Origin of the sequence: Erwinia persicina (assembly GCF_014838825.1) — a bacterium.
GTDB classification, from domain to species: Bacteria; Pseudomonadota; Gammaproteobacteria; order Enterobacterales; family Enterobacteriaceae; genus Erwinia; species Erwinia persicina_A.
Genome location: NZ_JACYMO010000002.1, coordinates 303276 through 329412, shown reverse-complemented (window position 1 = coordinate 329412; position 26137 = coordinate 303276). Strand labels below are relative to the sequence as shown.

Genomic DNA, 26137 nt, shown 5'->3' with positions numbered 1-26137 from the left:
CTACCTCGCTATTTTCTGCGTTAACAGACGCTGAAGGGCCAGGGGTAACCGGGAGGTCACCCGCAGGATAAAAGCAAACAGCGCCGGGAAAGCGATTTCAGCTTTTCCTTTTGCCAGCCCGCGCCGGATAAAGCGCGAAGCCTGAACCACATCGACGATCATCGGCATGGCAAAATCGTTGCGTTGCGTCAGCGGCGTGTCAACAAACCCGGGCAGAACCAGGGTAATGCCTACCTGCTGGCGCTTCACGTCCTGGGCCAGGCTGCGGGCGAAATAGGCCAGTGCCGCCTTGGAGGCACCGTAAGCCTCTGCGCGGGGCAGGGGAACCATGCTGGCGGTGGAGCCGACCAGCGCCACGCGGCTGCCGGGCTGCATCTGAGGTAGCAGGCTGTCGAGGCAGTTCACTGGCCCGCTGAAGTTTGTCAGCATAACGCGGTGGACTTTCTCTGCTTCCACCACGCCGTGATCGAGATACTCACAGGTACCGGCGCAGAGAATGGCCAGGTCGACCAGCTTACCGCTTAGTGCCGCGCGGGTGTCTGCCAGATCGGTGATGTCAAATACGCAGGTTTCAATCTGCGGAAAGGCCTGGCGCAGGGTTTCCAGCCGCTCCTCATTACGCCCGCAGGCGGTGACATGCCAGCCGTCGGCGGCATAGTCGCGGGCTAACTGCAGGCCGATGCCGGAGCTGGCCCCGGTGATCAGAACGCGATTCATGGTTGCAGCCTCTTTTTGACCAGTCCAATGACGCTGCCGAGCAGCGGCAGTTTCTCGTAGAGCATGGCGCCCATATCGTAGTAATCCCGCTGGAAGACGACTTTGCCCTCGCGGAATTGCAGATAGCTGCTGCCTTCCAGCGTCTGATCAGCACCGCCCTGTAATGAGGGGTGCGCGTACTCCATACGCCACAGCAGCAGCGCATCGCTGTCAAACTCGCGGGTCAGTGTGACGACAAAACGGCAATAACGCATATTCTTCAACAGGCTGGCAAAGTACTGCTCTACCACGGCAAGGCTCTGATGTTCACCGACCGGATCGCTCAGACGAACTTCAGGATGGTATATCTCTGCCAGCATCGACAGACGCTCGCTGTCCAGGGTCTGATAAAATGTCACTAACTGCTGAAGTGCGATCTGCTGCGTCATACCGGATCCCCTACTGGCCGTGTGCGGTAATCGAGAACCCCTGCGCTTGCCACTGGGTTAACTGCTCCTGCTGGCGTTTGGTCAGGGCTTTCTCGGTGAAGACAAAAATATGCTGTCCGGGGAACAGTTCAGGACGCGGTGACTCCAGCGGTTCTGCCAGCACATCGATGCGCCAGCCCTGCTGAGAAAGCCGCCAGGCTTCCATCCACAGCCGTGTCCGGTCATTAATCCCCCAGCCGATCAGCAGGGCATCTTTACCCGCTTTTTTACGCGAGCCGGTTAAACAGAAGGCGATGTAATCAATTAACGCACCATCTAATAAACTACACATCGCTCTTGCGGTGTTTTGATCTAACCCTAGTCGCTGACGAATCGGTACGAAAACATGGTCGATAAGCATTTCTGCCGGATTATCCTTCCCTACTGCGGCGATTTTCACCCGCAATTTAGAGGGACGCACCTGACGGACCACGGCCAGCATCTCTTCCTGAATTGACGCCCATCCATCATCAACGTTGATGTTTTCGCCTTCAACCAGCGCTTTCACTTTGCCGACCGGTACGCCGCTTTCAATCCAGCGTTTGATCTCTTCAATGCGCGCCACGTCGTCTTCATCAAAAAGACGATGACCTCCCTCTGTACGCTGTGGCTTAAGCAGGCCATAGCGACGCTGCCATGCGCGCAGCGTTACCGGATTAATGCCGCAGCGCTCTGCGACGTCTCCGATGCTGTACAGTGCCATGAATTACCTCTTACTGACTGTCAGACCTGTTATCAGCCTAACCAATATTATCAGGTTGTACAAAGTATTATTCATTGTACAAGTTGAAATGGCGAAAATCGCCTGCTATATCTCATTAGAGAGATTTATTCCCATAAATGAGAATATGAGATGGAACATACCCCAACGGAACAACGTCTGGCACAACGCCTGGCTGACCTGCGCCTGGAAAAGGGTTGGTCGCTGGAGACCCTGGCCGAGCTTACCGGGATTAGCCGGGCTTCGCTATCCCGTATCGAACGTTCTGAGACCAGTCCCACGGCATCGCTGCTCAACCGCCTGTGCCATACTTACGGGCTGACCATGTCACGGCTGCTGAGTGAGGTCGAGCAGGAGGCGGTACAGCTTTTGCGGCCGCACCAGCAAAGCGTCTGGCGCGATGCGGAAAACGGCTATGAACGCCGGTCGGTTTCGCCTCCCGCCCAGTCGTTCCATGCCGAACTGATTGATGCCCGACTGCAGGGCGGTGCGCGGATTGAGTATGACATTCCCCCGCTGTCCGGGCTGGAACAACATATCTGGATACTGGCGGGGGTGCTGGAATTTCATTTGGAAGGGCAGTTCTGGCGACTGGAGCAGGGCGACTGCCTGCGCTTTCATTTGTTCGGGCGTACCACCTTTCACGCGCCTGAGCCTGCCGGGGCGCATTACGCGCTGGTGGTGGCACGCCCATGAGAATAATCAGTTATCAGTGGCTGGACGCGGCACAGGCCCGACAGGAGATCGCGGTGCTGAGCGATGTGCTGGATGGCTGCGTGGCCGAAGGCGCGAGTATCGGTTTTGTCGATCGCGACCCACAGCAGTTCAACCGTTTCTGGCTTGATGTGGTGATGAGCCTCGCCTGCGGCGATAAACAGCTGCTGGCCGCCCGGCGGGAAGGACGCATTGTCGGTACGGTAATGCTGGGGCTGGCAATGCCGGCCAACGGTGCTCACCGCGCCGAGGTATGCAAACTGCTGGTGCATCCGCAGGCGCGCCGCAGCGGCATTGCCCGCGCGCTGATGCAGCAGGCAGAGGTTCGCGCTGTTGAACTCGGCCGCAGCCTGCTGGTGCTGGATACCCGCAGCGGCGATGTCGCTGAAATGCTGTACGGCTCGCTGGGATGGCAGGTGGCAGGGCAGATCCCCGACTATGCCCGCTCCACCGCCGGGGTGATGGACGCGACAACGGTGATGTTTAAGATCCCGGAGAAGGTGGCGTAAAGGGGCCCGTCACGGTGCCAGCGGTCTGCATTTGCGCTGTTTATTCAACGTCGTGCAGTGCCTGTCCGGGCGCTGCACGATCGGCGTAAACCGCGGGTGGCTGTGCAAGATTAGCGTTTGCAGGCTGACGTCGCCGCCATACTGTGTAAAAATACAGCCTTGTTTAGCTGGAAGTGGTTGTCATGGCGTTAACTGTCGCGTTAAAAACGCAAATTGCCGGGTGGTACAAAGCCCTGCAGCAGCAGGTTCCCGATTTTATTCCGCGCGCACCGCAGCGTCAGATGATTGCGGAAGTGGCCAAAACGCTGTCGGGAGATGACGGCCGCCATCTGGCCATTGAAGCTCCCACTGGCGTGGGGAAAACGCTCTCCTACCTGATCCCGGGCATTGCCGTCAGCCGCGCTGAGGAAAAACCGCTGGTGGTCAGCACGGCCAACGTGGCGCTGCAGGATCAGATTTTCAGCAAGGATCTGCCGCTGCTGAAGAAAATTATTCCCGATCTTAAATTCACAGCCGCTTTTGGCCGTGGACGCTACGTCTGCCCGCGTAATCTCTCTGCCCTGGCAACGGATGAAGAAAATCAGGGCGATCTGCTGCTGTTTCTTGATGACGACATGACCGCCAGCAAGGATGAGCGGGCGATCTGCACCGGACTGGAAAAATCCCTGAAACGCTACGAGTGGGACGGGCTGCGCGATCACTGTGCGGAAAATATTGAAGACTCCCTCTGGCAGCGCCTCAGCACCGACAAAGCCAACTGCCTCGGTAGCAACTGCAACTGGTTCCGTGAATGCCCGTTCTATGTGGCCCGCCGTGAAATTGAAGATGCCGATGTGGTGGTGGCCAACCATGCCCTGGTGATGGCGGCGCTGGAGACCGAATCCGTACTGCCCCCGCCGAAAAATCTGCTGCTGGTGCTGGATGAAGGCCATCACCTGCCGGATGTGGCGCGCGATGCTCTGGAGATGAGCGGTGATATTACGCCGGGCTGGACCCAGTTGCAGCTCGATCTGTTTTGCCGCCTGGTGGAGCAGTGCCTGGCACAGTTCCGCCCCAAGCGCCCACCCTCCCTCAGCCACCCCGATAAACTGAAGGCCCACTGCGAAGAGGTACGCGAACAGTTGCAGATGCTGTCGCAGATCCTGGGGCTGTATCTGCCCCCGAACGGTGAGGAAGGGGAATATCGCTTTGAAATGGGGCTGCTGCCTGACGAGATCCTGACGATCTGTGCCCGGCTGTTTAAACTCAGCGATGCGCTGCGCGGGCTGGCGGAAGGCATGATGAACGATCTCAGTGAGAAGAGCGGGCAGTTTGACGTGGTACGTCTGCACCGCGCGCTGATTCAGATGAACCGGGCGCTGGGCTGGTTTGAAGCGACCAGCAAGCTGTGGCGGCTGGCGGCGATGGAGCAGGCCTCCGGCGCGCCGGTGTCCAAATGGGTGACGCGGGAAGTGCGCGACGGGACAGCGCATCTGCTGTTTCACTGTGCCGGGATCCGCGTCAGCGAACAGCTGGAAAAATTGCTGTGGCGTAAAATTCCCCATGTGGTGGTGACATCGGCCACGCTGCGTTCTCTCAACAGCTTCCAGCGCCTGCAGGAGATGTCCGGCCTGAGCGAAAAAGTGGGTGACCGGTTTGTTGCACTCGACTCCCCGTTTAATCACGTGACGCAGGGAACGCTGATTATCCCGCAGATGAAATATGAGCCGATGCTGGCGAATGAAATAATGCACCTTGCCGAAATGGCCCACTTCTTCCGCCATCAGATTAAACTGGCCGCGCATAAAGGTATTCTGGTGCTGTTCGCCAGCGGGCGCGCCATGCATCAGTTTCTTGCCTATCTGCCCGAGTTGCGGCTGATGATGCTGGTGCAGGGGGATAAACCCCGGCCTGCACTGGTGGCGCTGCACCGCAAACGCGTTGAGCAGGGGGAGACCAGCGTGCTGGTGGGGTTACAGTCCTTTGCTGAAGGGCTGGATCTGAAGGGCGATCTGCTTTCCCAGGTGCATATTCATAAAATTGCTTTCCCCCCGATAGACAGTCCGGTTATTTTGACGGAGGGCGAGTGGCTGAAGAGCCTGAAGCGCTATCCGTTTGAAGTGCAAAGCCTGCCCAGCGCCTCGTTTAACCTGATCCAACAGGTTGGCAGGCTTATCCGCAGCCATGACTGCTTCGGCGAGATTGTTATTTATGACCGCCGGCTGATCAGCAAAAGCTATGGTGCGCGTCTGCTGGGGGCGCTGCCGGTATTTCCGATTGCGCAGCCGCCGATGCCCGAAGGTGAACTGCCCAAAGCCGTGGCCCCGGCCGTGAAAAAGAAGCCAGCAGCACGCCGGCGTCGCTAACCCCTTTAACTCTGACTGGGCATAAGCATGGAATATAACAAGATTATTAAAGAAGTCGGACGCGGTAAGAATCACGCCCGCCATCTTGATGCTGACACCGCGCATCAACTTTATCGCTGCATGCTGGCCGGAGAGGTTCCCGATCTTGAGCTGGGGGCGATACTGATTGCCCTGCGCATTAAGGGTGAAGGCGAAGATGAAATGCAGGGGTTTTACCGGGCAATGCAGGAGCAGATGCCGCGCCTGACTCCGCCTGCACACCGGCCGATGCCGGTGGTGATCCCCAGCTATAATGGCGCGCGCCGTCAGGGCAATCTGACGCCATTACTGGCGCTGCTGCTGTCGCACCTTGGCTTCCCGGTGGTGGTACACGGCGTCAGCGATGACCCGACGCGGGTGACCAGTGAAGCGGTGTTTGCGGCGCTGGGCATTGCCCCGGTGGCGGGTGCAGACGATGCGCAGGCAAAGCTGGAGGCGGGGGAGTTGGCATTTTTCACCATTGGCACACTGTGTCAGCCGATGGAGCAGCAGCTGTCACTGCGCTGGCGTATGGGTGTGCGCAACAGTGCGCACACCCTGGCGAAACTGGCGACGCCGTTTACGGAAGAGGCGGCGCTGCGCATTGCCAGCGTTTCGCACCCGGAATATATCCCGCGCGTGGCGGCGTTTTTCAGTGCTATCGGCGGGCGCGGTTTGTTACTGAACGGGACGGAAGGGGAGGTGTATGCTAATCCGCAGCGCTGTCCGTCGATCACCCTGATTGCCGGTGATGAGCCGCAGGTGCTGCTGGCACGCCAGGAGGAGACCGTGCTGAATGGTGACCTTCTGCCCCAGGCAAAAGATGCCGCCACGACGGCCGCCTGGATCCGTCGCTGTCTGGATCGTGAGGTGCCGGTACCGGCATCGCTGCGCCTGCAAATCGCCTGCTGCTATCTGGCCACCGGGCGGGCCAGCGATCTGGACGGTGCCCTGGCGCAGATTGCGTCGTCAGGTTATTAAGCGGGCCGGGACGAGCGGAAAAAAGCCCGTTCCGTCCCGGGGAGAGGCAAACCCCTGTTTTAGGCGTGCGCCTTAAACGCTTGCCGGTAACTGCTGCGTGACCAGCGCGGTCCACAACGCAATGCCAGGGCCGATCAGCGCATCGTTAAAGTCATAACGGGCGTTGTGCAGCGGGGCTGATGGGGTACTGCCGTCGGCTCCCAGCCAGAAATAGGCACCCGGGCAGGCCTCCAGCATACAGGCGAAATCCTCCGACGCCATTGACGGGTTAACGTTAAAGTGAACCTGCTCTGCCGGCAGTATCGTTAGCGCTGCATCGCGTACCTGCGCCGCCTCCGGCGCGTGATTCGCGGTCACCGGATAGTCAGTCTGATAAACAATGCTGCCTTCAATTCCCAGCGGAGCCGTGAAGGTGGTCACAAACTCATCAATCATCTGGCGAACCCGCAGGCGCACATCGGCCTGCAGGCAGCGCAACGTCCCGCGCAGTACCACCGTTTCCGGGATCACATTGATCGCTTCACCGCCGTTAATCTGCGTAATGCTCACTACCGCTGACGCCAGCGGTGACAGACGGCGCGCGGGAATGGTTTGCAGGGCCAGGATTAGTTGGGCTGCGGCGACGATCGGATCTGCGCCATTTTCCGGCATCGCCGCATGGCAGCTGCGGCCGTGCAGGGTAATTTCAAACGAGTCCAGCGAGGCCATCATTGCCCCTTCGTTGACCGCCACGTGGCCCGCAGGCAGGCCCGGCCAGTTGTGCATCCCGTAGACTGCATCCATCGGGAACAGCATAAATAAGCCTTCTTCGACCATGCGGCGGGCCCCGCCGAGGTTCTCTTCGGCAGGCTGAAAGATAAAGTGGACGGTACCGCTAAAACATCGGGTGGCAGTGAGATGCCGGGCGGTCGCCAACAGGATCGCAGTATGGCCATCATGACCGCAGGCGTGCATCACCCCCGCCTGGGTGGAGCGGTGTGGGGGGGTGCCGAGTTCGGTCATGGGCAGCGCATCCATATCGGCCCGCAGGCCGATGGTCGGGCCGGGGCCGTTTTCCAGGGTGCCGACCACGCCTGTTCCGGCCAGACCCCGGTGAACCTGCAGGCCCATTGCCGTTAGCTGGTCCGCTACCGCCTGCGAGGTTTGATGCTCCTGATAGCCCAGCTCCGGACGGGCGTGAAAGGCCCTGCGCCAGCCGGTGGCCTCATCAATCAGCGAAACGGGAATGACCATAGGTTACTTCTCCTGTTCAGGGACTCTGCTATCCAGTAGCGGGCAGAAAATAAGTTAGCATAAACGGGGAAAGAAAGGGCAGGGAGTCAGTAAAACGGGCCTGAGAGTCAGGCCCGGCAGGGGGGTTATTTTACCATCGGCAGAGTCAGCTCATGCCTGCGGGCACAGTCTCTGGCAACCTCATATCCGGCATCCGCGTGGCGCATTACGCCTGTGGCCGGATCGTTCCACAGTACGCGACTCAGCCGCGCATCGGCCTCCGCGGTGCCGTCCGCGACAATGACCACCCCGGCGTGCTGGGAGAAGCCCATCCCCACGCCGCCACCGTGATGCAGGCTGACCCAGGTCGCACCGCCTGCGGTATTCAACAGGGCGTTCAGCAGCGGCCAGTCGGACACCGCATCCGATCCATCCATCATTGCTTCCGTTTCCCGGTTTGGCGAGGCCACCGATCCGCAGTCAAGGTGGTCACGGCCAATCACCACGGGCGCTTTCAGCTCGCCGTTACGCACCATTTCATTAAAGGCCAGCCCGGCAAGATGCCGCTCTCCGAGGCCCAGCCAGCAGATACGGGCAGGCAGCCCCTGGAAGGCGATGCGCTCCTGGGCCATATCCAGCCAGCGGTGCAGATTGGCATGATCAGGGAAGAGCGCTTTCAGTTTGGCATCGGTCTTATAGATGTCCTCCGGGTCGCCGGAGAGAGCCACCCAGCGGAAGGGGCCTTTACCTTCGCAGAACAGCGGGCGAATGTAGGCCGGGACAAAACCCGGAAAATCGAAGGCATTCTTCACTCCTTCGTCCAGTGCGACCTGGCGGATGTTATTGCCATAATCTACGGTTGGAATGCCCATATGGCAGAAATCGAGCATCGCCTGAACATGAACAGCCATTGACGCGCGGGCGGCTTTTTCGACGGCTTTCGGATCGGACTGGCGGCTGGACTCCCAGCGTGCCAGATCCCACCCAGCAGGCAGGTAACCGTTAATCGGGTCGTGTGCCGAGGTCTGGTCAGTCACGATATCCGGTTTCATACCCCCGGCTTTGGCGCGTTGCACCAGCTCGGGCAGGATCTCCGCTGCGTTGCCCAGCAAACCGACGGAAATGGCACGTTTTTCGTTGCAGGCCTTGTCGATGATCGCCAGTGCCTCATCAACGGTATAGGCTTTGTGATCCAGGTAACGGGTGCGCAGTCGGAAATCAATGCGTGACTCCTGGCACTCAACGGCCAGCACGCAGGCTCCGGCCAGCACCCCTGCCAGCGGCTGTGCGCCGCCCATACCGCCCAGCCCGGCGGTGAGGATCCACTTGCCCGTCAGGTCACCGTTGTAATGCTGTCGACCGGCTTCCACGAAGGTTTCAAACGTACCCTGCACAATGCCCTGTGCACCAATGTAGATCCAGGAGCCTGCGGTCATCTGGCCGTACATCATCAGGCCCGCTTTATCCAATTCATGGAAGTGGTCCCAGTTGGCCCAGTGCGGTACCAGGTTAGAGTTGGCAATCAGTACGCGTGGCGCATCGGCATGGGTACGGAACACGCCTACCGGCTTACCGGACTGGACCAGCAGCGTCTCTTCCGGCTGCAGGGCCTGCAGCGAACGCAGGATCTGCTCGAAGCATGCCCAGTTACGGGCTGCTTTACCAATGCCGCCGTACACAACCAGATCCTCCGGGCGTTCGGCCACATCCGGGTCGAGATTGTTCTGGATCATGCGGTACGCGGCTTCAATCAGCCAGTTGGCACAGTGCAGTTCACTGCCGTGTGGGGCACGGATCGTGCGGGCGACGGCTTGGCTTACGGAATCAGTCATTATCTTTTCCTTTTCAAACAGGCTTAGCGCGCACGTGCAGGTTGCAGGGCGGCGATCGTTTCTGGCCAGCGGTCGGATGTCGCCCACAGGCGCATCTGCTCAATATCTGGTGCCATCAGGCGGTCTTTTTCCAGGTAAGCCACACGTTCGCGCACGCCGGCCAGCACCTGCTCCAGCTGCGGAGAGCTTTGCAGCGGACGAATAAAATCAATACCCTGCGCGGCGGCCATCGCCTCAATCCCCACCACGGCAGCGGTGTTGAAGCACATGGCCCCGAGGCGACGGGCAGCATAGGTGGCCATCGATACGTGATCTTCCTGATTGGCGGAGGTGGGCAGGCTGTCCACGCTCCCCGGATGGGCGAGGGATTTGTTTTCAGAAGCCAGCGCCGCAGCGGTGACCTGAGCTATCATAAAGCCGGAGTTCACCCCGCCATCATTAACGAGGAAGGGGGGCAGACCGGAAAGGCCGGTATCCAGCAGCAGTGCGAGACGGCGCTCGGAAATCGCTCCGATTTCCGCTACGGCCAGGGCAATTATATCGGCGGCAAAGGCAACTGGTTCGGCATGGAAGTTCCCACCGGAAATGACTTCTCCGGTATCGGTAAACACCAGCGGGTTGTCGGAGGCGGCGTTCGCCTCGATCTGCAATACTTTTGCCGCATGGTTGAGGTTGTCCAGGCAGGCACCCATCACCTGCGGCACGCAGCGAATGGAGTAGGGGTCCTGCACTCGTCCGCAGTTAGCGTGCGATGTCAGGATATGACTGCCCTCCAGCAGCGCCGAAACGGCCGCGGCAACGTCAATCTGCCCCTGCTGGCCGCGTGCCTCATGAATGCGACGGTCGTAAGGTTTGATCGAACCCTTGATGGCTTCCAGTGACAGGGCCCCGGCCACCAGTCCGGCGGCAAACACGTTTTCGCCCTCAAACAGGCCGCGCAGCGCCAGCGCGGTCGATACCTGAGTGCCGTTCAGCAGCGCAAGGCCCTCTTTCGGCCCCAGAACAATCGGTTGCAGACCGGCCAGGGCCAGCCCTTCCGTGGCGGGCATCATTTTGCCTTTCACCCGCACGTCCCCTTCGCCCAGCAGCATCAGGGACAGGTGCGCCAGCGGAGCCAGATCGCCGGAAGCACCGACCGATCCTTTTTCCGGAATACAGGGCATCACTCCGGCATTAAACAGGGCGATCAGCGCATCGACCAGCTCAATGCGGATCCCCGAATGACCGCGTGCCAGACTGATGACCTTGGTCGCCATAATCACCCGCACGACATCGTCCGGCAGCAGATCGCCCAGTCCGACGCTGTGCGACAGCACGAGATTACGCTGCAGTTCAGCCAGGCGCTCTGTGGGAATGGTCGTCTGTGCCAGTTTGCCAAAGCCGGTATTGATGCCGTAGGTCACTTTACCTTCTTTGACAATGGCAGCCACCGTGGCACTCGCCTGCTGAATACGGCTGCGCGATGTGTCGTCCAGCGCCAGTGTGACTCCTCCGCGATAAATAGCTTTTAGCGTGGCCAGATCCACCTTGCCCGGCGTCAGCAGGCAATGATGCGTAGTCAGTGACATGGTATACTCCTGTATAGACAACTAGGGTTGTATTGAATTTTGTTAACAAGATGCTACTGAGTGAATCACATACGTATAGTCTTGTCTATACAACCTGCAAGCATTGTGCCAGCTGTGTCACAAAACGGGTGACAGTGACAGGGGGATGATGGATACGCCCTGCAAGGGAAAGGTCACTGGCTGAAACGTTTCTCCGCTGCACCAACTGAGGGCAGAGCACCGGATAACAGGGCAGGGAGGATGTCTATACATATCAGAATTTAGCCAGTAAACTGCCGTTATCAGTTAATTAAGGAAATATCCATGGTCGTTCAGACTGCCATTTCACAACTTTCTGCAGCCATGAGCGATCAGCCTGCCCCGATTTACCTGCGTGTTAAACAGGCCATCATCAGCCAGATCAGCGAAGGCGTCTGGAAAGCCAATCAGCGGGTGCCGTCGGAGAGCGAGCTGGTCAATGAACTCGGCGTAAGCCGGATGACCATTAACCGCGCGCTGCGTGAGCTCACCAGCGAAGGCTATCTGATCCGTATGCAGGGGGTCGGAACGTTTGTCGCTGAGGTCAAGGGCTACACCGCCATGCTGGAAGTACATAACATCGCGGAAGAGATCGCCCAGCGCGGGCACCGTCACAGCTGCAACATTCTCACGCTGTGTGAAACGAAGGCCGATCCGGAACAGGCTGCCGTGCTGGGGTTAACCCCCGGCCAACCGCTGTTTCATTCGCTGATGGTGCACTATGAGAATGAGCAGCCGGTGCAGCTGGAGGATCGTCTGGTTAACCCGCAGATGGCCCCGGATTATCTGCAACAGGATTACGCGAATCAGACGCCCTACACCTATCTGATGCGCGTAGCGCCGCTAACGGCAGGAGAGCATATTGTCGAAGCGGTCCTGCCCGACGTTCAGCAGTGTCGCCACCTGGCGATTGAGGCACAGGAGCCCTGCCTGTTGATCCGTCGCCAGACCTGGAGTGACGGGAAAATTGTTACCTACGCGCGCCTGCTCTATCCGGGGTCGCGTTATAAGCTGTTGGGGCGCTTTAAAGGTCACGGCTGACAGCCGTCAGACTTCGAGCCGCAGAGGCGTTGCCTGCTCTCTGGGTTCCAGCGTACCCCACAGAAGGCGGGCGTCGGCAGAGAGCGGAATAAAGGCCCCACCGCGATTTTCCCACCAGGCTCCCTGACCGGCTGACAGCAGCGTTTGCTGATGCTGCCACTGCCCGGCAAGCACATACACCACGCCGGCCACGGCGCTGGCTGGAGCAAAACGGATGGTAGCGATCCCGGCATCCGGCCGGTAAGCATTACGCCGCGCCATCAGATTAAAGTCGGTACTGGTCTGACCGGACAGGCGGGCGTTAATGGGCTCTTCTCCGGCAAAGGCAAACGGCTGATGAAGCGGCAGCCGCCGGTATAAAGCGTCATGGCGGTAGAGTGTCACGTCACCACTCAGCAGGGTAATGATCCGGTCGACGCCCGGAAATGATGAAAAAGCGCCGTCAGCGGCAATGGTGGCAATGCTGATGCGCCAGTCAAAATCTGGCGAACCGGGGGGATAACTGATGATCTCCCGCGTTTCGCCGCCGCCGTTGCGCCATGGACTTACCGCAAGCCTGGCGCTGTCATAAAGATGGATCATCGCAGTGCCTCCAGCGCGTCACGCAGTCCGGCATCCGTTTCAGCCTGGCGGGCGTGCTGACCTGCGTGAATACGCTGCTGCCCGGCAACGAAGACATCCTGTATCTGCGTGCGCTGGCCGGCAAACAGCCAGCGGTTGAGCAGCGAGGCATCCGGGGTGCTGTCCAGCAGGGCATCCCCGCCCAGCACCAGCCAGTCCGCGCGGAAGCCTGGCTGCAGGCTCCCGGTTTTCACGCCACAGGCCTGCGCCCCGCCGGCCAGGGCCTGCTGAAAGAGGACATCGCCTACCGAAGCCTGCTGTGCCGTGACGATCCGGTTGCGGCGGCGATCGCGCAGACGCTGGGCATATTCCAGCCAGCGCAGTTCTTCCACGATGTCCAGCGAGACATGGCTGTCTGAGCCAATCCCCCAGCGTCCCCCCTGTGCCACATACTCCGTCGCCGGAAAAATACCGTCACCCAGATTCGCCTCGGTGGTCGGGCACAGGCCGGCAACGGCCTGACTGGCAGCAAGCCGGTGGATTTCCTCGTCATTAAGGTGGGTGGCGTGAATCAGGCACCAGCGGTGGTTGACGTCAAAGCGGTCGAGCAGCCAGCTGACCGGCCGTTCGCCGCTCCAGGCCAGCGAGTCGTTAACCTCTTTTTCCTGTTCGGCGATATGGAGATGCACGGGCCAGTCGCCGGGGCTTTGGTCCAGCACCTCCCGCATCTGCTGTTCGCTGACCGCGCGCAGGGAGTGGAAACAGATCCCCTGGTTATGCAGCGGCCGCCCGGTCATCAGCGTTTGCAGGCGCTGCTGCTGGGCAAGATATTGCTGAGTATCCTGGATAAAACGCTTTTGCCCCGGCTGTGCGGGCTGGCTGCCAAACCCGGCGTAGCTGTACAGCACCGGCAACAGCGTCTGGCCGATGCCGCTCTGTTCAGCGGCGAGAATCAGCTGCTGCAGCATGGCATCGTCGGAATAGGGACGCCCGTCGGGCTGATGGTGCAGATAGTGGAATTCGGCGACCTGCGTATAGCCGCCTTTCAGCATATCAACATAGAGATGGGTGGCAATTGCGCCGATCTGCTGCGGCGACAGGCGCTGCACCATCCGGTACATCAGGTCACGCCAGGTCCAGAAGCTGTCCTGGGGATCGCCGGCCACTTCAGCCAGCCCGGCCATGGCGCGCTGAAACGCATGGGAGTGCAGATTAGCCATCGCCGGGAGAACGGTGCCATTGAGACGCTGCGCTCCCTCAGGCGTACTGTTGGCGGTAGTGGCGAGGATCATACCCTGAGGATCGACCTCGATCACAACATTGTGTTGCCAGCCAGCAGCCAGCAGGGCGCGGGGCGCAAAAAAGCGAGTCATGGTTGCTTCCTGTGCATTGAGGTTGTATATACATATACATACTTATGGATTAACAGTAAAGTGCGCAACGTGGGAGAGCGGATGAACCAGCAACTCAACTGTGACCATCTCTGGTATGGGGCTGATATTGTCACCATGCAGGGGGGGCGATACAGCATCATTGAACAGGGCGCGATTGCCGTCAGCGGCGAAGAGATTGTCTGGGTCGGGCCTGAGGCGCACAGCGCTCATATTCAGGCTGGCCAGCGCAACGATCTGGGCGGTGGGATTGTGACGCCAGGGCTGGTGGACTGCCATACGCATCTGGTTTTCGGCGGCGATCGCAGCCATGAATTTGAACAGCGTCTCAACGGCGTCAGCTACAGCGACATTGCCGCTGCGGGGGGAGGGATCCTCTCGACCGTTCGCGAAACGCGGGCGGCTTCCCAGGCCGGACTGGTGGCAAGCGCCCGCCAGCGTCTGGCGCACCTGCTGGCTGAAGGGGTGACCACCGTGGAGATCAAGTCCGGTTACGGGCTTGAAGTTGCCAGTGAGCTGCGCATGCTGCAGGCCATCCGACAGCTGGCGCAGCAGATGCCCGTGCAGATTCAGGCCACTTGCCTGGCTGCCCATGCGGTGCCGCCGGAATATCAGCATCAGCCTGACGCCTGGGTTGACGTCATCTGCGACCAGCTTCTGCCCCAGGTCGCCGCCGCATGCCTGGCCGACGCGGTTGATGCTTTCTGCGAACATCTGGCGTTTTCGCCCGAACAGGTACGGCGGGTGTTTACAGCCGCACAGGCACTGGGGTTGCCGGTGAAGCTGCACGCGGAGCAGCTGTCGTCGCTGGGAGGGAGTAAGCTTGCTGCCGAATTTAACGCGCTGTCTGCCGACCACGTGGAATACGCCACAGAAAGCGATGTGGCGGCCATGGCCCAGCATGGCACGGTGGCCGTCCTGCTGCCGGGCGCTTTCTACCTGCTGCGTGAGACGCAGCGGCCACCCGTTGAGCTGTTTCGCCGCTACCAGGTCCCGATGGCGCTGGCCAGTGACGCTAACCCCGGCACTTCTCCTGCATTGTCCCTGCGTCTGATGCTCAATATGGGCTGTACGCTGTTTGGTCTGACGCCGGAAGAGGCGCTGGCCGGAGTGACTCTCCACGGCGCACGGGCGCTGGGACTCGATAATCGTCTGGGATCGCTGGAAAGTGGCAAGCGGGCCGATTTCGTTCACTGGCCGCTTGCCCGTCCGGCTGAACTGGTTTACTGGCTTGGCGGGCAGTTGCCCTGCCGGGTAATCTATAAAGGAGAAGAGCGATGAAGGCTTTTCAGTTCAGCGCGGGCACGCTACCGCTGCTACTCAGTATTCCCCATGCGGGGACGCAGCTGACGCCGGAAGTCGATGCGGGATTGAGCGATGCTGCCAGGGGCCTGCCAGACACCGACTGGCATATTCCCCAGCTGTACAATTTTGCCCGTGAAATGGGCATCAGCGTGCTGGTGGGTAACTACTCCCGCTTTGTGATTGATCTCAATCGCCCGCCAGATAATCAGGCGCTCTACACCACAGCCACCACCGGTCTGTATCCGGAAACGCTGTTTGACGGTACGCCGACCTTTATGGCGGGAAAAATCCCCACCCCGGCGCAGCGTGAGGGCTACCTGCACGACATCTGGCAGCCGTATCATGACAAGATTCAACAGGAGCTGGCGCGTCTCAAACAGCAGCATGGCTATGCGCTGCTGTTTGATGCCCATTCGATTGCCTCCGTTATCCCGCGATTGTTTGACGGCCAGCTGCCGGATTTGAACCTGGGGACTAACGACGGCGCAAGCTGCAGCACGGACATCACCCAGCGGCTGACGGCATGCTGCCAGGCACAGTCTGCGTTTAGCTGGGTGCTGAACGGGCGCTTTAAAGGGGGGTACATTACCCGTGCGTACGGCAGGCCAGAAGAGGGACAGCACGCCATCCAGCTGGAGCTGGCACAGTGTAACTACATGGATGAACAGCCGCCTTTTCGCTGGCGTGAGGATAAAGCGACCAGGCTACAGCCGCTGCTCAGGCAACTGATCGGCACCCTGCTAAACGGCCCCCGCTAAGCGATTGCCGCATCGGGCGCAACGCCGTTGCGCCCTTATTTTTGCCCTAGAGCAGCAGGGTTTCAATTTCTCGCCAGTTCTCTACGCGTCGGTAACCCGTCACATGGCGGTTATGCGGGGCAGAATAGAGTATGCCTTCCCCGCAGAAGTTGGCGAAGTTAATCACATTGTCATCGATCATATAGTCGGCATTGATAATGCTTTTATTGCCACAAAACACGATATTGCTGGGTTTAATCGCCGGGAAATGAGTCTTCAGCCACTGGAACTTGGCGTTGAAGGAAGTCGGTACCTCCATCGCCGCGGTGGTGATAAAGATCTCATAATGTTCGCTCAGGCTGGCGATCACCCGCTGGCTGTCGGCAATGACGCCGAGATCGGCAAAGAATGACGGATCGCCGACCAGCTCAAAAATTTCAGCCAGTTTTGCCGGATCTTCCTGATGCAGATTAAACAGGTTGAGCTCATCCAGCGTCAGCTGCTGTGAAAAATGCGCGTTCCATGTGGTTAACATCTTAGGATGAAAGTCAGCGATAACTTCATCCATATCGATGGCGATGCGTTTCATAATCACTCCATGACAAACGGTTTTCAGAGCCGCTATCATAGCAAAAAAAGGCCGCCTGTGAGGTCAGTGCGTAGGTTCAGCGTTTAGCTGTTGCGTGCATCCGGCCTGACCATATCAAACTTCAAAGCTTCACTGATGCCGTAATAGGCTGAGGGGCCACCTGCACGCAGGATCGGTTCTGCTTTCGCCGTCTGATAGATCCCTTCCACCAGCAGATCCTGATCAATATGGATCGCTACCACTTCGCCCAATACCAGCCAGGTCGGGATTTGTTCGCCATCGGCGGTTTGCAACTGGATGCACTGTGAGAGTCGGCACTCAAAATTGACCGGGCTTTCGGCCACCATACTGACGTTCACCAGGCTGCCGGGCAGGGCAGTGAGCCCCGCATAGGCAAACTCATCCTCGCCGTGGGCAAGAGAGGCTGAGCTTTCATTCATTGGTACGGCCAGCGAACGTGTCGCCAGGTTCCAGACAAACTCCCGGGTTTCAACGATGTTTGCCACGCTGTCTTTCCAGCCGCTGCTGGCAAAGCCAATCACCGGCGGCCGGTAGTTAAAACAGTTGAAAAAGCTGTAAGGGGCAAGGTTGCGCTGCCCGGCTGCGTTCTGCGAACTGATCCAGCCAATCGGGCGCGGGCCGATAATCGCATTCAGCGGATCGTGCGGCAGGCCGTGGCCCTGTTTGGGCTGATAGGAATGACGTGTACGCAAAGGGAACTCCTGTCGTAATAAAGATAAATAGTAATGAATTAAGCCACATACATTCAGTTGGGAAATCATTTGAAACATGCAATATATTAGGGCGCTATCTATGAAGCTATACCCGTATATTTTTAAGGAACTTAATTTTAAGGAGCTTTACATGTATTCAAACGCGACGCGTTTTACTGCCACCCCTTTTCTGATTGCTGCTGCAGTCCTTTTTTCGGCCACAGCGGCGAGGGCGGCGGATAATAGTGCATTTTTTGATGCCGCATTATGCAAACCAGCTTACACCACCAAGACCGCCAGCGCGCTCTACAATGAAGCGGAAAAAGTGTCCAAATATCAGCTGGTGGGGGCAATGGCGGTTTACCCGCTGGCTGAAGCTGTGGTCAAAGATGGGTACAGTACCAACGCCTTTGTGCTGGCTGGTAGCACCTACGGCGTGCTGGTCGAAGGCAATAAAGCCGACGAGCTGGCGAAAACGTATCAGTTAACGCCTGAGCCAAAAAACCCGATGATCGTGGCGACCAAAAGCTACATTCGCGTATTAGACGATGCCGACCAGCCCTCACCGGAAATGGGACGCGTGGCGATCACTGCCCGTGAAGCGCAGGGGATCCCAGGTAAGACATTGCTAAGCTGCGAGTTTACGTCATTAGCCGATCTCGAAGCGATGAAAGCGTTGGCGAAATAGGCAGCATAAAAATCAGGCCTGTCAGGCCTTTTTTCTGTCAGCATGCGCTGCCCACCCGCAGGCACAGCGCGTGAATTATCTGCCAGTGGTTTACCATTAATAGCTCAGCAGGTATCTTACGCGTCTGCTGATAAGAGAATGACTGATGAAAACCCCTGTAGAAAAAAATGTGCTTCACCCCCGTAATCGTCATCGCGGTCGTTACGATTTTGCCGCGCTGATTGCCAGCCATCCTCCCCTGGCACCTTTTGTCGCGGTCAATAACTGGGGCAGCGAGTCCGTTGACTTCGGCAATCCCGATGCCGTTAAGGCGCTGAACCAGGCCCTGCTGAGCCATTTTTATCAGATTGCCCACTGGGATATCCCGGAAGGTTTCCTCTGCCCGCCTGTGCCAGGGCGTGCTGACTATATTCATCACCTGGCTGATTTGCTGGCGGAAGATAACCGTCGCGTGGTGCCGCGGGATATTAACGTACTGGACATTGGCTGTGGCGCGAACCTGATCTACCCGCTGATCGGCCACAGTGAATACCAGTGGCGTTTTACCGGCAGCGAAGTGAATGAGCAGGCAATGGCCTCCGCGAATGCCATTATCGCAGCAAACCCGGGCCTTAACCGCGCCATCCGTCTGCGACGTCAGAAAGACACTAACGCAATTTTCAACGGTGTTATTCACAAAAACGAGCTGTATCAGGCCGTGCTGTGTAACCCGCCGTTCCACGCCTCTGCCGCCGAGGCGCACCAGGGAAGCCAGCGCAAACTGCGCAATCTGGGGCTTGATCGCCATTCACCACTTAATTTCGGCGGCCAGCAGGAAGAACTGTGGTGTGAGGGCGGCGAAGTGGCGTTTATCAACCGTATGATCGATGAGAGTACCCGCTTCGGCCGCCAGTGCGTGTGGTTCACCACGCTGGTATCGCGTAAGGAGCACCTGCCGGACCTGTGGCGGGCGCTGGAAGAGGCGGACGTTGCTGCCATGCGTACCGTGGAAATGGCACAGGGGCAGAAACAGAGCCGCTTCCTTGCCTGGAGCTTTATGGAGCAGCCACAGCGTACCCGTTTACTCAGTAAATAATCGTTTTACAGCGGGGCCTCTAGGGCTGCCATACCGGCAGCCCCGTCAGTCAGGGGCCCGCTTTGCATCACCTGCACCGTCTGGTGTGGTGCCTGTATTCCTGCCGCATCAAAGTGCTTTTTCACCCTGTCGTCCAGCGCAAAACGCACCGCCCACTGCTTCAGCGGTTGGGTGGTAAACGACACACGGACGGTAAATGACCGATCGGTCAACCCCACCAGGCCCGAGAACGACGGCTCACCAATCACCATGCCTCGAATGCTCTCATCTTCCAGCAGTTCCTGAACCGCGGCCTGAAGCGTGGCGTTGACGCGTTCCGCGTCTTCCCGCCGGTCAACGTCATAATTGGCGACAAACGACCCGATGCCGCGAACAAAGTTGGCGAAGGTGGTGATCGAAGACCAGGGAATAATATGGTAAGCCCCGGTATCCTGACGGACGCCAACGGACCGGATCGACATCCGTTCTACCGTGCCGGTGATAGCTCCGATGGTCACCAGATCGCCAGTGTTCATGCCATTCTCGAACTGAATAAACACCCCGGTAATAATGTCTTTGACCAGCGTTTGTGAACCGAAGGAGATCGCCAGACCCAGTGCCCCGGCCCCCGCCAGCAGCGGTGCGATATTGACCCCAATCTCCGATAGCAGAATCATAATCGTGATGGTACTGATGATGACCGCCAGCGCATTGCGGAACAGCGTCAACAACGTGCGCGTGCGTGCGCTGGGCATCGGGCGGCCGTGGGAGTCGGAGGCCAGACGGCTCTCGATCATGCTTGCCAGCAGTGTCCAGCCTACGGCAGAGAAGAACAGGATCATGACGATGCGGATGATAATATCCACCAGCTTTTCACCTGCCCCCACCGTCAGCCAGTGCCACAGGTCGAACAGTTCCCAGGCGTTGAGTAACAGCAGGGTGACGGCAAAGACGGTAATAATGCGCGCCAGCTTGAGCATTGCTGAGACCCAGCCGTTTACCCGACTTTGCAGTTCCGGGTAACTGCGGTGCAGTTCTGGTGACAGCACAATCGTTTTACTGATCCAGCGCGTCAGCATCCCGGATACCAGCGCCCCCAGGCTGATGATGGCCAGCGAACGTACGGTTGCCGCCATCATAAATTGCAGGCTGTCACCGGGGTTGAACATAGAAAACAGAAATAGCGCAATAAAATAGGCGCTGGCCAGCCAGTGCCAGACCAGTGAAAAGGCACGAATAAACAGCGCGAAGAAGGCCAGTGAACGGTCGGCAAGGCGCGTCAGCTCATGCTGGATGTTGCGTTTATTATGGAATATCAGATACAGCGCCCAGACGGTCATCACCCCCATCACTGCGACATTAACCAGCGCCGCCACCTGTACGTTCACCTGATTAGACACAATTGGCACGATGACCAGCAGGCCATAGCCAATCAGCCCGCTTAACCAGCTCAGGCGGGTGTTCCAGTAGTGCGCTCGCGCATCGCTGAGGTGAAAGAAGCGCAGTTGGGGATAACGCGGGCAGAACAGCAGGCGCAGGATAGCCTTAAAGAATTCAATCAGCGCAAAGGCATTGAGGAACAGACCCTGCTGGTAGGCAATGGTGCGGCTCCCTGCGTTCATATTATCGCTGAGGATCTGCCCGACAAACAGCGCCAGTACCAGCAGCAGAAGATCGATGACAAAGGCAGCAGCGATCATCGCCGGTAAATGCAGCCAGCTGCGGCGATCGGCATTTTTTTCACGGCCCCAGGCCCCCATTCGACGGTAAAGCGGCGTCACCGCCCAGCGTATCAGCCAGTAAAACGCAAACAGGCCCGCCGCCAGCATGGCGAAATGCTGCAGGGCATTGAAAAACGTTTGCTGATTAAACGGTTTGTGCGGGGCGTTAGCAATATTGTGGTGAAGCTGCTGCAGGCGCGAAGCAAACTCTCCGCCAAAATGGCGGCTGACATCAGTGACGCCCTGCAGCACGGTTTTGTCCTCCTCTTCCGTGGGGGGCGTGAGTACAGGCTCTTTCACGCTGTCCGGCGTAGCGGCCGCGTTGCGTAGCTGGTCGATAAGCGCCTGGCGGGACCGATCGTTTTCCAGGATGTTAGCCAGTGCAGCATAAGCGGCCTTTTTATCTCCGATATCCGGCTCTGCCTGGCTGTCAGACGCAGGGTGTGACGCTGAGGCAGCGACGGCGGCGGCGGGCAGCGTAACGGCGTGAGTGGGGGGGATAAAACCGGTGAGCAGCAGCATCAAAACGATACGCATCGACGTGGCGAACCCTGACATCCTCTTCTCCTGTGGTGGCGCGCAGCAGAGAAGTATAGACCTTAAGGCGGGGGAGGGAGAAAAGCGGATCGTTTTGAGACAAAGATGAAAGCAGGGGCGAAAGTGGGTTCGCCCCTGAAGGGATTACGACACGTGCTGCAGGAACTCACGCAGACGGGCACTTGGCGGGTTGGAGATTAACTCGTCAGGGTTGCCGTCTTCGGCAATACGGCCTTTATCAATGAAGATCAGGCGTGAGGCCACTTTCCGTGCGAAGCCGACTTCGTGGGTCACGATCACCATCGTCATGCCCTCTTCGGCCAGGTCCTGCATAACCTTCAGTACTTCGTGGCGCAGTTCCGGGTCAAGTGCGGAGGTCGGCTCATCAAACAGCATCATCTTGGGTTTAACCGCCAGCGCACGGGCAATCGCCACGCGCTGCTGCTGGCCACCGGACAGCTCGGAAGGGAAGTGGTTAGCCCGTTCAGCCAGGCCGACTTTACCCAGCAGTTCGCGTGCCAGGCGCTGCGCTTCTTCTTTCTTTGCGCCGCGCACGCGGATCGGTCCGAAAGCCACGTTGTCCAGAGCACTCATCTGTGGGAACAGGTGGAACTGCTGAAACACCATGCCAGCTTCCTGACGGATTAGACGATCGTCCACTTTGGGGTCATTAACCTTCTTGCCGTCGACAATCAGCTCACCGCTGGTGATCTCTTCCAGCTTATTGATGCAGCGCAGCAGCGTCGATTTACCCGAGCCGGAAGGGCCGATAATGACGACCACTTCGCCCTGATTAATTTTCAGGTCGATATCATGCAAAACCTGGGTGGCACCGAAGTGCTTGGAGACATTCTTAAATTCAATCACAGGATTTTCATCCTTCTCTCTAGGCGACGCAGAACAAAACTCAGCACCAGCGTAATAATCAGATAGATAACAGCAACGGCGCTCCAGATTTCCAGCGCGCGGAAGTTACCAGCGATAATTTCCTGCCCCTGACGGGTCAGTTCTGCCACGCCAATGACGATAAACAGCGAGGTGTCCTTAATGCTGACGATCCACTGGTTACCCAGCGGCGGCAGCATGCGGCGCAGTGCCAGCGGCATAATCACGTAGCGCAGCGTCTCGCGGCTGGAGAGCCCCAGCGCCAGGCCGGCCTCACGGAAGCCACGGTTAATTGACAGGACCGCACCACGGGTAATTTCAGCGATATAAGCACCGGAGTTGATCATGATGGTCACCACGGCAGCGGTGAACGGGTCAATCCTGAAGTCAGGCAAGGCCATAGGCAGGGCGAAATAGATAAACATTACCTGCACCACAATCGGCGTGCCACGGATCAGTTCAATGAAAACCAGCGCGATGTTGCTTGAAAGCCAGCCACCGTAGGCACGGGCAAAGCCCGCTGCCAGACCAATGATGACACCACCAAGCAGACCGAGGACCGAAATCCACAGGGTCATTTTGGCACCTTCAAGCAGGATTGGAATTGCAGGCCAGATGGCGCTCCAGTCAAACTGCATGTTTATTCTCCGGATCTAAACCATTTTGTTGATGTGGAAAAAACGCAGGAGCATCACACTGCTGCGTTTAAGGACGACATGACTGTTCTTATTATTTAGGTTCGCTGCCGAACCATTTTTTGTAGAGAGTGTTATAGGTGCCGTTCTCGCGCAGCGTTTTCAGTGCGCCGTTCACTTTTTCGCGCAGTTCATCGCTGCCTTTCGGGAAGGCGATGCCGTACTGCTGGGCTTCAATAGAGTCACCGACGGCTTTGAACTGGCCTTTGCCTGCGGTATGGATGAAGTAAAGAATATTAGGGGTATCGTGCAGAACCGCATCGGCACGGTTGGTGCCTAATTCCATGTAGGCATTATCGATGTTCGGGAACTGACGCAGATCTTTAAATTTAATGTGTTGTTTAGCGTAGTCAACCGACCCGGTGCCGCTCTTCACTGCCACGACTTTGCCGTTCAGATCGTTGATGCTTTTAATGGCATCATTGCCGGCTTTCACCATGACTAGCAGGCCGCTTTTGTAGTAGCCGTCTGAGAAATCAATGGCTTTCTGACGCTCTGGGGTAATGGTGATCCCGGCCAGCGCCAGGTCAACGTTACGGGTTTGCAGTGCAGGGATGATGCCGCTGAAATCCATAGGCTTCAGGGTATATTCCATGTTCAGCTGCTTCGCGATCGCATCCCACAGGTCAATGTCAAAACCGACATATTTATCACCCTGTTTGAATTCAAAAGGCACGAAAGCGGTATCGGTAGCAACAACCAGTTTTTTGTCAGCAGCCGTGGAAGACATGGCAAACGCTAACGTCAGCGCAGCAAGAGAAACCTTAAAAATTGACTTCATCATTTTATCCTTATCGCTTCTCGGGAAAGGTCTTTTCCGATTAAATGCCCGCAGCCCTATGAAAGAATCGTGCCAACTTATAAATGTTTTTTAAAAACAATACGTTGAAAGCCCATTTTTTTCATGTTGTTGACAGGGTTCGACAGTGCGCACTGTTGTGGTGCCCCAATTTGGTGCGCTGTGTTCATTATGGTGCAGCAGCAGTTTTAGCAAATTGCGCGATAAAAACAACAGATAGTGGCGGGGGGTAGTAATTAAATGTCGCTGACGTCTTACTTTTGAACAAGAAAAGCAAAAAAAAACAGAGGAAATATTCCTCTGTTTTTTAAAAGGGTGACTGATATCACCCGATAACGCGGTGTCGGTGGCGTTATTCGATGTTAGCTTCGATGAACCAGAGGAATTTATCCAGATCGCGGGAGGCCGCGGTAAAGATGTCTGCCGTGTCTTCATCCGCGACTTCACCAATCGCTTTACGTACGTCATTAGCGACGATGCCATAGCGGTCAGCCAGTGCTTTAAGATGGTCCTGCACACTGTGAATATTCAGCGGGTAGCTTTTCAGAGGGGTTCTGTCCGCCACAATCTGCGTGGTACCGAGCGCCACGCCGCCCAGCTGCACGACACGTTCTGCGATAGTATCCTGATGTTCCGTGATCGCCGTGCGGAAGCCATCCAGCATCTCATGCACACCGATGAAGTTAGCGCCACGCATGTTCCAGTGGGCCTGCTTGGTGATCAGGGACAGATCAATAAATTCAATAACCAGACGATTAAGCACCTCAATGGTGGCTTTTTTGTCGTCTTCGGCCACGTCGTTACGGGTGTAAATCAGATCAGAAGATTTTGCTTTAACCAGTTTAGCGGTACTCATCATTAATATCCTCTTGAAGTCAGGTTGTCCTAATTGAATACGGAAATAAGTATAGCACCATTTTTAAACCCTGCAGGAAAGATACGGCCTATTGCTGGAATAGCAGTCGGCTGTTGAGAAATTAGGCGAGGCCGGCAGGGATGGAAAATAAAAATGCGAATGATTGTTATTTGTTTTTTATATTTAACTTGCTGTTTTTTAAAGTTTATTGATTTTTTGCTAAGTTTTTAATTCAATTTGATTATAATAATGACAGGATGTTTCATTGCTGCTTAATTAACTGGCACGTGACGACGTTTGCTAAAAAATACCCCCGCCAGCCTGTTATCTGCCGGGGGAATATTTAAACCGACGAGGCCTGTTTTATTCCCTGATTTCCCCTACCGGGTCAATGTCACTCTTCGGCGGGCGCATGGTCAGGGTCGAGCCCGCAGAGGCGGTAATAACGGCCAGCAGGGCCAGCCACTGTACCAGCGTCAGCCGCTCGCCAAGGAACAGCATGCCGGACATCGCGGCCATCGCGGGCTCCAGGCTCATCAGCGTACCAAAAGTACGCGCAGGCAGACGGGTCAGGGCCACCATCTCCAGCGAGTAGGGCAGGGCGCTGGACAGCACTGCGATCGCCAGACCAATAGGGATCAGTGACAGCGTCCATATTCCCGGATTGGCGTACACCAGCCCCAGCGGGACGAAGACCAGCGCGCCGATCAGGGAACCGGCCGCGACGGTAGCCGGACCGTGCTGGCTGCCTGCCCGTTTGCCCGACAGAATATAGACTGCCCACAGGGCACCCGCGGTCAGCGCGTACAACGCCCCGATGGGATCAATGCTATTGATGTTGTGTCCGACCGGCAGGAGGAAAATCAGCCCGGTGACGGCCAGCGCCACCCAGAGAAAATCGAGCGGGCGGCGTGAGCCGGCAAGCGCCAGCACCAGCGGTCCCGTGAACTCCAGCGCCACGGCAATACCCAGCGGTACGGTTTGTATTGATAAATAGAAGGTGTAGTTCATGCCGCCCAGGGCCAGCCCATAAATGACCAGAGGGACAATTTGCTGACGTGTAAAACGCAGCCGCCAGGGCTTAAAGATGGCGCACAGTATCAGTGTGCCCAGACCCAGCCTTAGCGCGGTGATACCCGGCGCACCGACGGTAGGGAAGAGGGTTTTGGCCAGCGCTGCTCCGCCCTGAATGGAGGTCATGGCAATCAGAAGCACCAGCACAGGAAGCCAGACAGCATTGTTAATACGTGAAGAGGACATCCTGTGTTCCCGCCTTTAAGGTTCCGTTTATGAGGACAGTCTGCGATGACAGTGTACTGAAAGGCTCGGGGAATCTCAGTAACGCAGGAAAAAATTCTGCGCGAAAAGTCAGATTTTCTTAAAATTCAGTGCCAGTTCAGTAAAGAAATGTCAGAAATGATTAGGATTTATCTCAATGAAGCTTTTTTTACAATTAAAAATAA

At 57.5% G+C, this 26137-nt stretch carries 25 protein-coding genes; 9 read left to right on the top strand and 16 right to left on the bottom strand.

Features of this window, described 5'->3' with window-relative positions; all coding sequences use genetic code 11:
* From IFU29_RS07530 to IFU29_RS07520, 3 genes are read right to left on the bottom strand one after another with little or no spacing between them, the layout of a single operon-like run.
* Positions 1-717 carry an SDR family NAD(P)-dependent oxidoreductase gene (locus IFU29_RS07530; RefSeq protein WP_191933375.1) on the bottom strand — a complete coding sequence of 239 codons (717 nt, stop codon included), beginning with the start codon at positions 715-717 and terminating at the stop codon, positions 1-3.
* Positions 714-1145, bottom strand: a complete 432-nt coding sequence (locus tag IFU29_RS07525; RefSeq protein WP_191933374.1) for a nuclear transport factor 2 family protein — start codon at positions 1143-1145, stop codon at positions 714-716. Before IFU29_RS07525 ends, IFU29_RS07530 begins: the two co-directional genes overlap by 4 nt.
* A 10-nt stretch (positions 1146-1155) precedes the next feature.
* Positions 1156-1887, bottom strand: coding sequence for a MerR family transcriptional regulator (locus IFU29_RS07520; protein WP_191933373.1), 732 nt, complete (start codon positions 1885-1887; stop codon positions 1156-1158).
* Between the two features lie 150 nt (positions 1888-2037).
* On the opposite strand from IFU29_RS07520, the gene IFU29_RS07515 reads away from it, so the two are divergent.
* The 4 genes from IFU29_RS07515 (at position 2038) to ybiB (ending at position 6472) form a co-directional block, all read left to right on the top strand.
* A complete protein-coding gene (locus tag IFU29_RS07515; RefSeq protein ID WP_191933372.1) occupies positions 2038-2601 on the top strand; it encodes a helix-turn-helix domain-containing protein in 564 nt (187 codons plus the stop codon).
* A gap of 2 nt (positions 2602-2603) precedes the next feature.
* Positions 2604-3128 carry a GNAT family N-acetyltransferase gene (locus IFU29_RS07510; protein WP_191933661.1) on the top strand — a complete coding sequence of 175 codons (525 nt, stop codon included), beginning with the start codon at positions 2604-2606 and terminating at the stop codon, positions 3126-3128.
* 182 nt (positions 3129-3310) lie between these two features.
* The gene (gene dinG, locus IFU29_RS07505) at positions 3311-5473 is read left to right on the top strand and encodes an ATP-dependent DNA helicase DinG (protein ID WP_191933371.1); all 2163 of its coding nucleotides are present in this window, start codon (positions 3311-3313) and stop codon (positions 5471-5473) included.
* Positions 5474-5500: 27 nt separating this feature from the next.
* Positions 5501-6472, top strand: a complete 972-nt coding sequence (ybiB, locus tag IFU29_RS07500) for a DNA-binding protein YbiB (RefSeq protein WP_191933370.1) — start codon at positions 5501-5503, stop codon at positions 6470-6472.
* A 72-nt stretch (positions 6473-6544) separates the two neighbouring features.
* Here ybiB and IFU29_RS07495 read toward each other — a convergent pair whose 3' ends face one another.
* From IFU29_RS07495 to hutH, 3 genes are all read right to left on the bottom strand, one after another.
* Entirely contained in the window at positions 6545-7705 is a 1161-nt protein-coding gene (locus IFU29_RS07495) for a M20 aminoacylase family protein (RefSeq protein ID WP_191933369.1), read from the bottom strand.
* 125 nt (positions 7706-7830) lie between these two features.
* Positions 7831-9516 carry a urocanate hydratase gene (gene hutU / locus IFU29_RS07490; RefSeq protein WP_191933368.1) on the bottom strand — a complete coding sequence of 562 codons (1686 nt, stop codon included), beginning with the start codon at positions 9514-9516 and terminating at the stop codon, positions 7831-7833.
* Between the two features lie 23 nt (positions 9517-9539).
* Entirely contained in the window at positions 9540-11084 is a 1545-nt protein-coding gene (gene hutH, locus IFU29_RS07485; protein WP_191933367.1) for a histidine ammonia-lyase, read from the bottom strand.
* 303 nt (positions 11085-11387) lie between these two features.
* On the opposite strand from hutH, the gene hutC reads away from it, so the two are divergent.
* The gene (gene hutC, locus IFU29_RS07480; protein WP_191933366.1) at positions 11388-12143 is read left to right on the top strand and encodes a histidine utilization repressor; all 756 of its coding nucleotides are present in this window, start codon (positions 11388-11390) and stop codon (positions 12141-12143) included.
* 6 nt (positions 12144-12149) lie between these two features.
* Here the strand turns inward: hutC and IFU29_RS07475 are convergent, their stop codons facing one another.
* The gene (locus IFU29_RS07475; protein WP_191933365.1) at positions 12150-12725 is read right to left on the bottom strand and encodes a HutD/Ves family protein; all 576 of its coding nucleotides are present in this window, start codon (positions 12723-12725) and stop codon (positions 12150-12152) included.
* Positions 12722-14077 carry a formimidoylglutamate deiminase gene (locus IFU29_RS07470; protein WP_191933364.1) on the bottom strand — a complete coding sequence of 452 codons (1356 nt, stop codon included), beginning with the start codon at positions 14075-14077 and terminating at the stop codon, positions 12722-12724. The genes IFU29_RS07475 and IFU29_RS07470 overlap by 4 nt, the downstream gene beginning before the upstream one ends.
* Before the next feature lie 81 nt (positions 14078-14158).
* Between IFU29_RS07470 and hutI the strand changes: the two genes are divergently transcribed.
* Both hutI and hutG read left to right on the top strand, forming a co-directional pair.
* Positions 14159-15376: an imidazolonepropionase gene (gene hutI, locus IFU29_RS07465; RefSeq protein ID WP_191933363.1), complete on the top strand. Its 1218-nt coding sequence runs from the start codon at positions 14159-14161 to the stop codon at positions 15374-15376.
* Positions 15373-16158: an N-formylglutamate deformylase gene (gene hutG, locus IFU29_RS07460; RefSeq protein WP_191933362.1), complete on the top strand. Its 786-nt coding sequence runs from the start codon at positions 15373-15375 to the stop codon at positions 16156-16158. Before hutI ends, hutG begins: the two co-directional genes overlap by 4 nt.
* A 46-nt stretch (positions 16159-16204) precedes the next feature.
* On the opposite strand, the gene IFU29_RS07455 is transcribed toward hutG, so the two are convergent.
* On the bottom strand, positions 16205-16726 hold the full coding sequence (locus tag IFU29_RS07455; protein ID WP_191933361.1) for a 5' nucleotidase, NT5C type: 522 nt from the start codon (positions 16724-16726) through the stop codon (positions 16205-16207).
* Positions 16727-16809: 83 nt separating this feature from the next.
* Complete coding sequence (locus IFU29_RS07450; RefSeq protein WP_244633652.1) at positions 16810-17439, bottom strand: flavin reductase family protein; 630 nt, start codon at positions 17437-17439, stop codon at positions 16810-16812.
* A gap of 151 nt (positions 17440-17590) precedes the next feature.
* Here IFU29_RS07450 and IFU29_RS07445 point away from each other — a divergent pair, with 151 nt between their 5' ends.
* Complete coding sequence (locus IFU29_RS07445) at positions 17591-18127, top strand: hypothetical protein (RefSeq protein ID WP_191933359.1); 537 nt, start codon at positions 17591-17593, stop codon at positions 18125-18127.
* Positions 18128-18272: 145 nt separating this feature from the next.
* Positions 18273-19202, top strand: coding sequence for a 23S rRNA (adenine(1618)-N(6))-methyltransferase RlmF (gene rlmF / locus IFU29_RS07440; protein WP_191933358.1), 930 nt, complete (start codon positions 18273-18275; stop codon positions 19200-19202).
* A gap of 5 nt (positions 19203-19207) precedes the next feature.
* Here rlmF and ybiO read toward each other — a convergent pair whose 3' ends face one another.
* From ybiO to rhtA, 6 genes are all read right to left on the bottom strand, one after another.
* Positions 19208-21439 carry a mechanosensitive channel protein gene (gene ybiO / locus IFU29_RS07435; protein WP_244633665.1) on the bottom strand — a complete coding sequence of 744 codons (2232 nt, stop codon included), beginning with the start codon at positions 21437-21439 and terminating at the stop codon, positions 19208-19210.
* Between the two features lie 144 nt (positions 21440-21583).
* On the bottom strand, positions 21584-22306 hold the full coding sequence (glnQ, locus tag IFU29_RS07430) for a glutamine ABC transporter ATP-binding protein GlnQ (RefSeq protein ID WP_191933356.1): 723 nt from the start codon (positions 22304-22306) through the stop codon (positions 21584-21586).
* Positions 22303-22962, bottom strand: a complete 660-nt coding sequence (glnP, locus tag IFU29_RS07425) for a glutamine ABC transporter permease GlnP (RefSeq protein ID WP_191933355.1) — start codon at positions 22960-22962, stop codon at positions 22303-22305. Before glnP ends, glnQ begins: the two co-directional genes overlap by 4 nt.
* Before the next feature lie 91 nt (positions 22963-23053).
* Complete coding sequence (gene glnH, locus IFU29_RS07420; RefSeq protein ID WP_191933660.1) at positions 23054-23800, bottom strand: glutamine ABC transporter substrate-binding protein GlnH; 747 nt, start codon at positions 23798-23800, stop codon at positions 23054-23056.
* Between the two features lie 370 nt (positions 23801-24170).
* Positions 24171-24674, bottom strand: a complete 504-nt coding sequence (gene dps, locus IFU29_RS07415; RefSeq protein WP_191933659.1) for a DNA starvation/stationary phase protection protein Dps — start codon at positions 24672-24674, stop codon at positions 24171-24173.
* Positions 24675-25037: 363 nt separating this feature from the next.
* Positions 25038-25934, bottom strand: coding sequence for a threonine/homoserine exporter RhtA (gene rhtA / locus IFU29_RS07410; protein ID WP_191933354.1), 897 nt, complete (start codon positions 25932-25934; stop codon positions 25038-25040).
* Between the last annotated feature and the right edge of the window lie 203 nt (positions 25935-26137).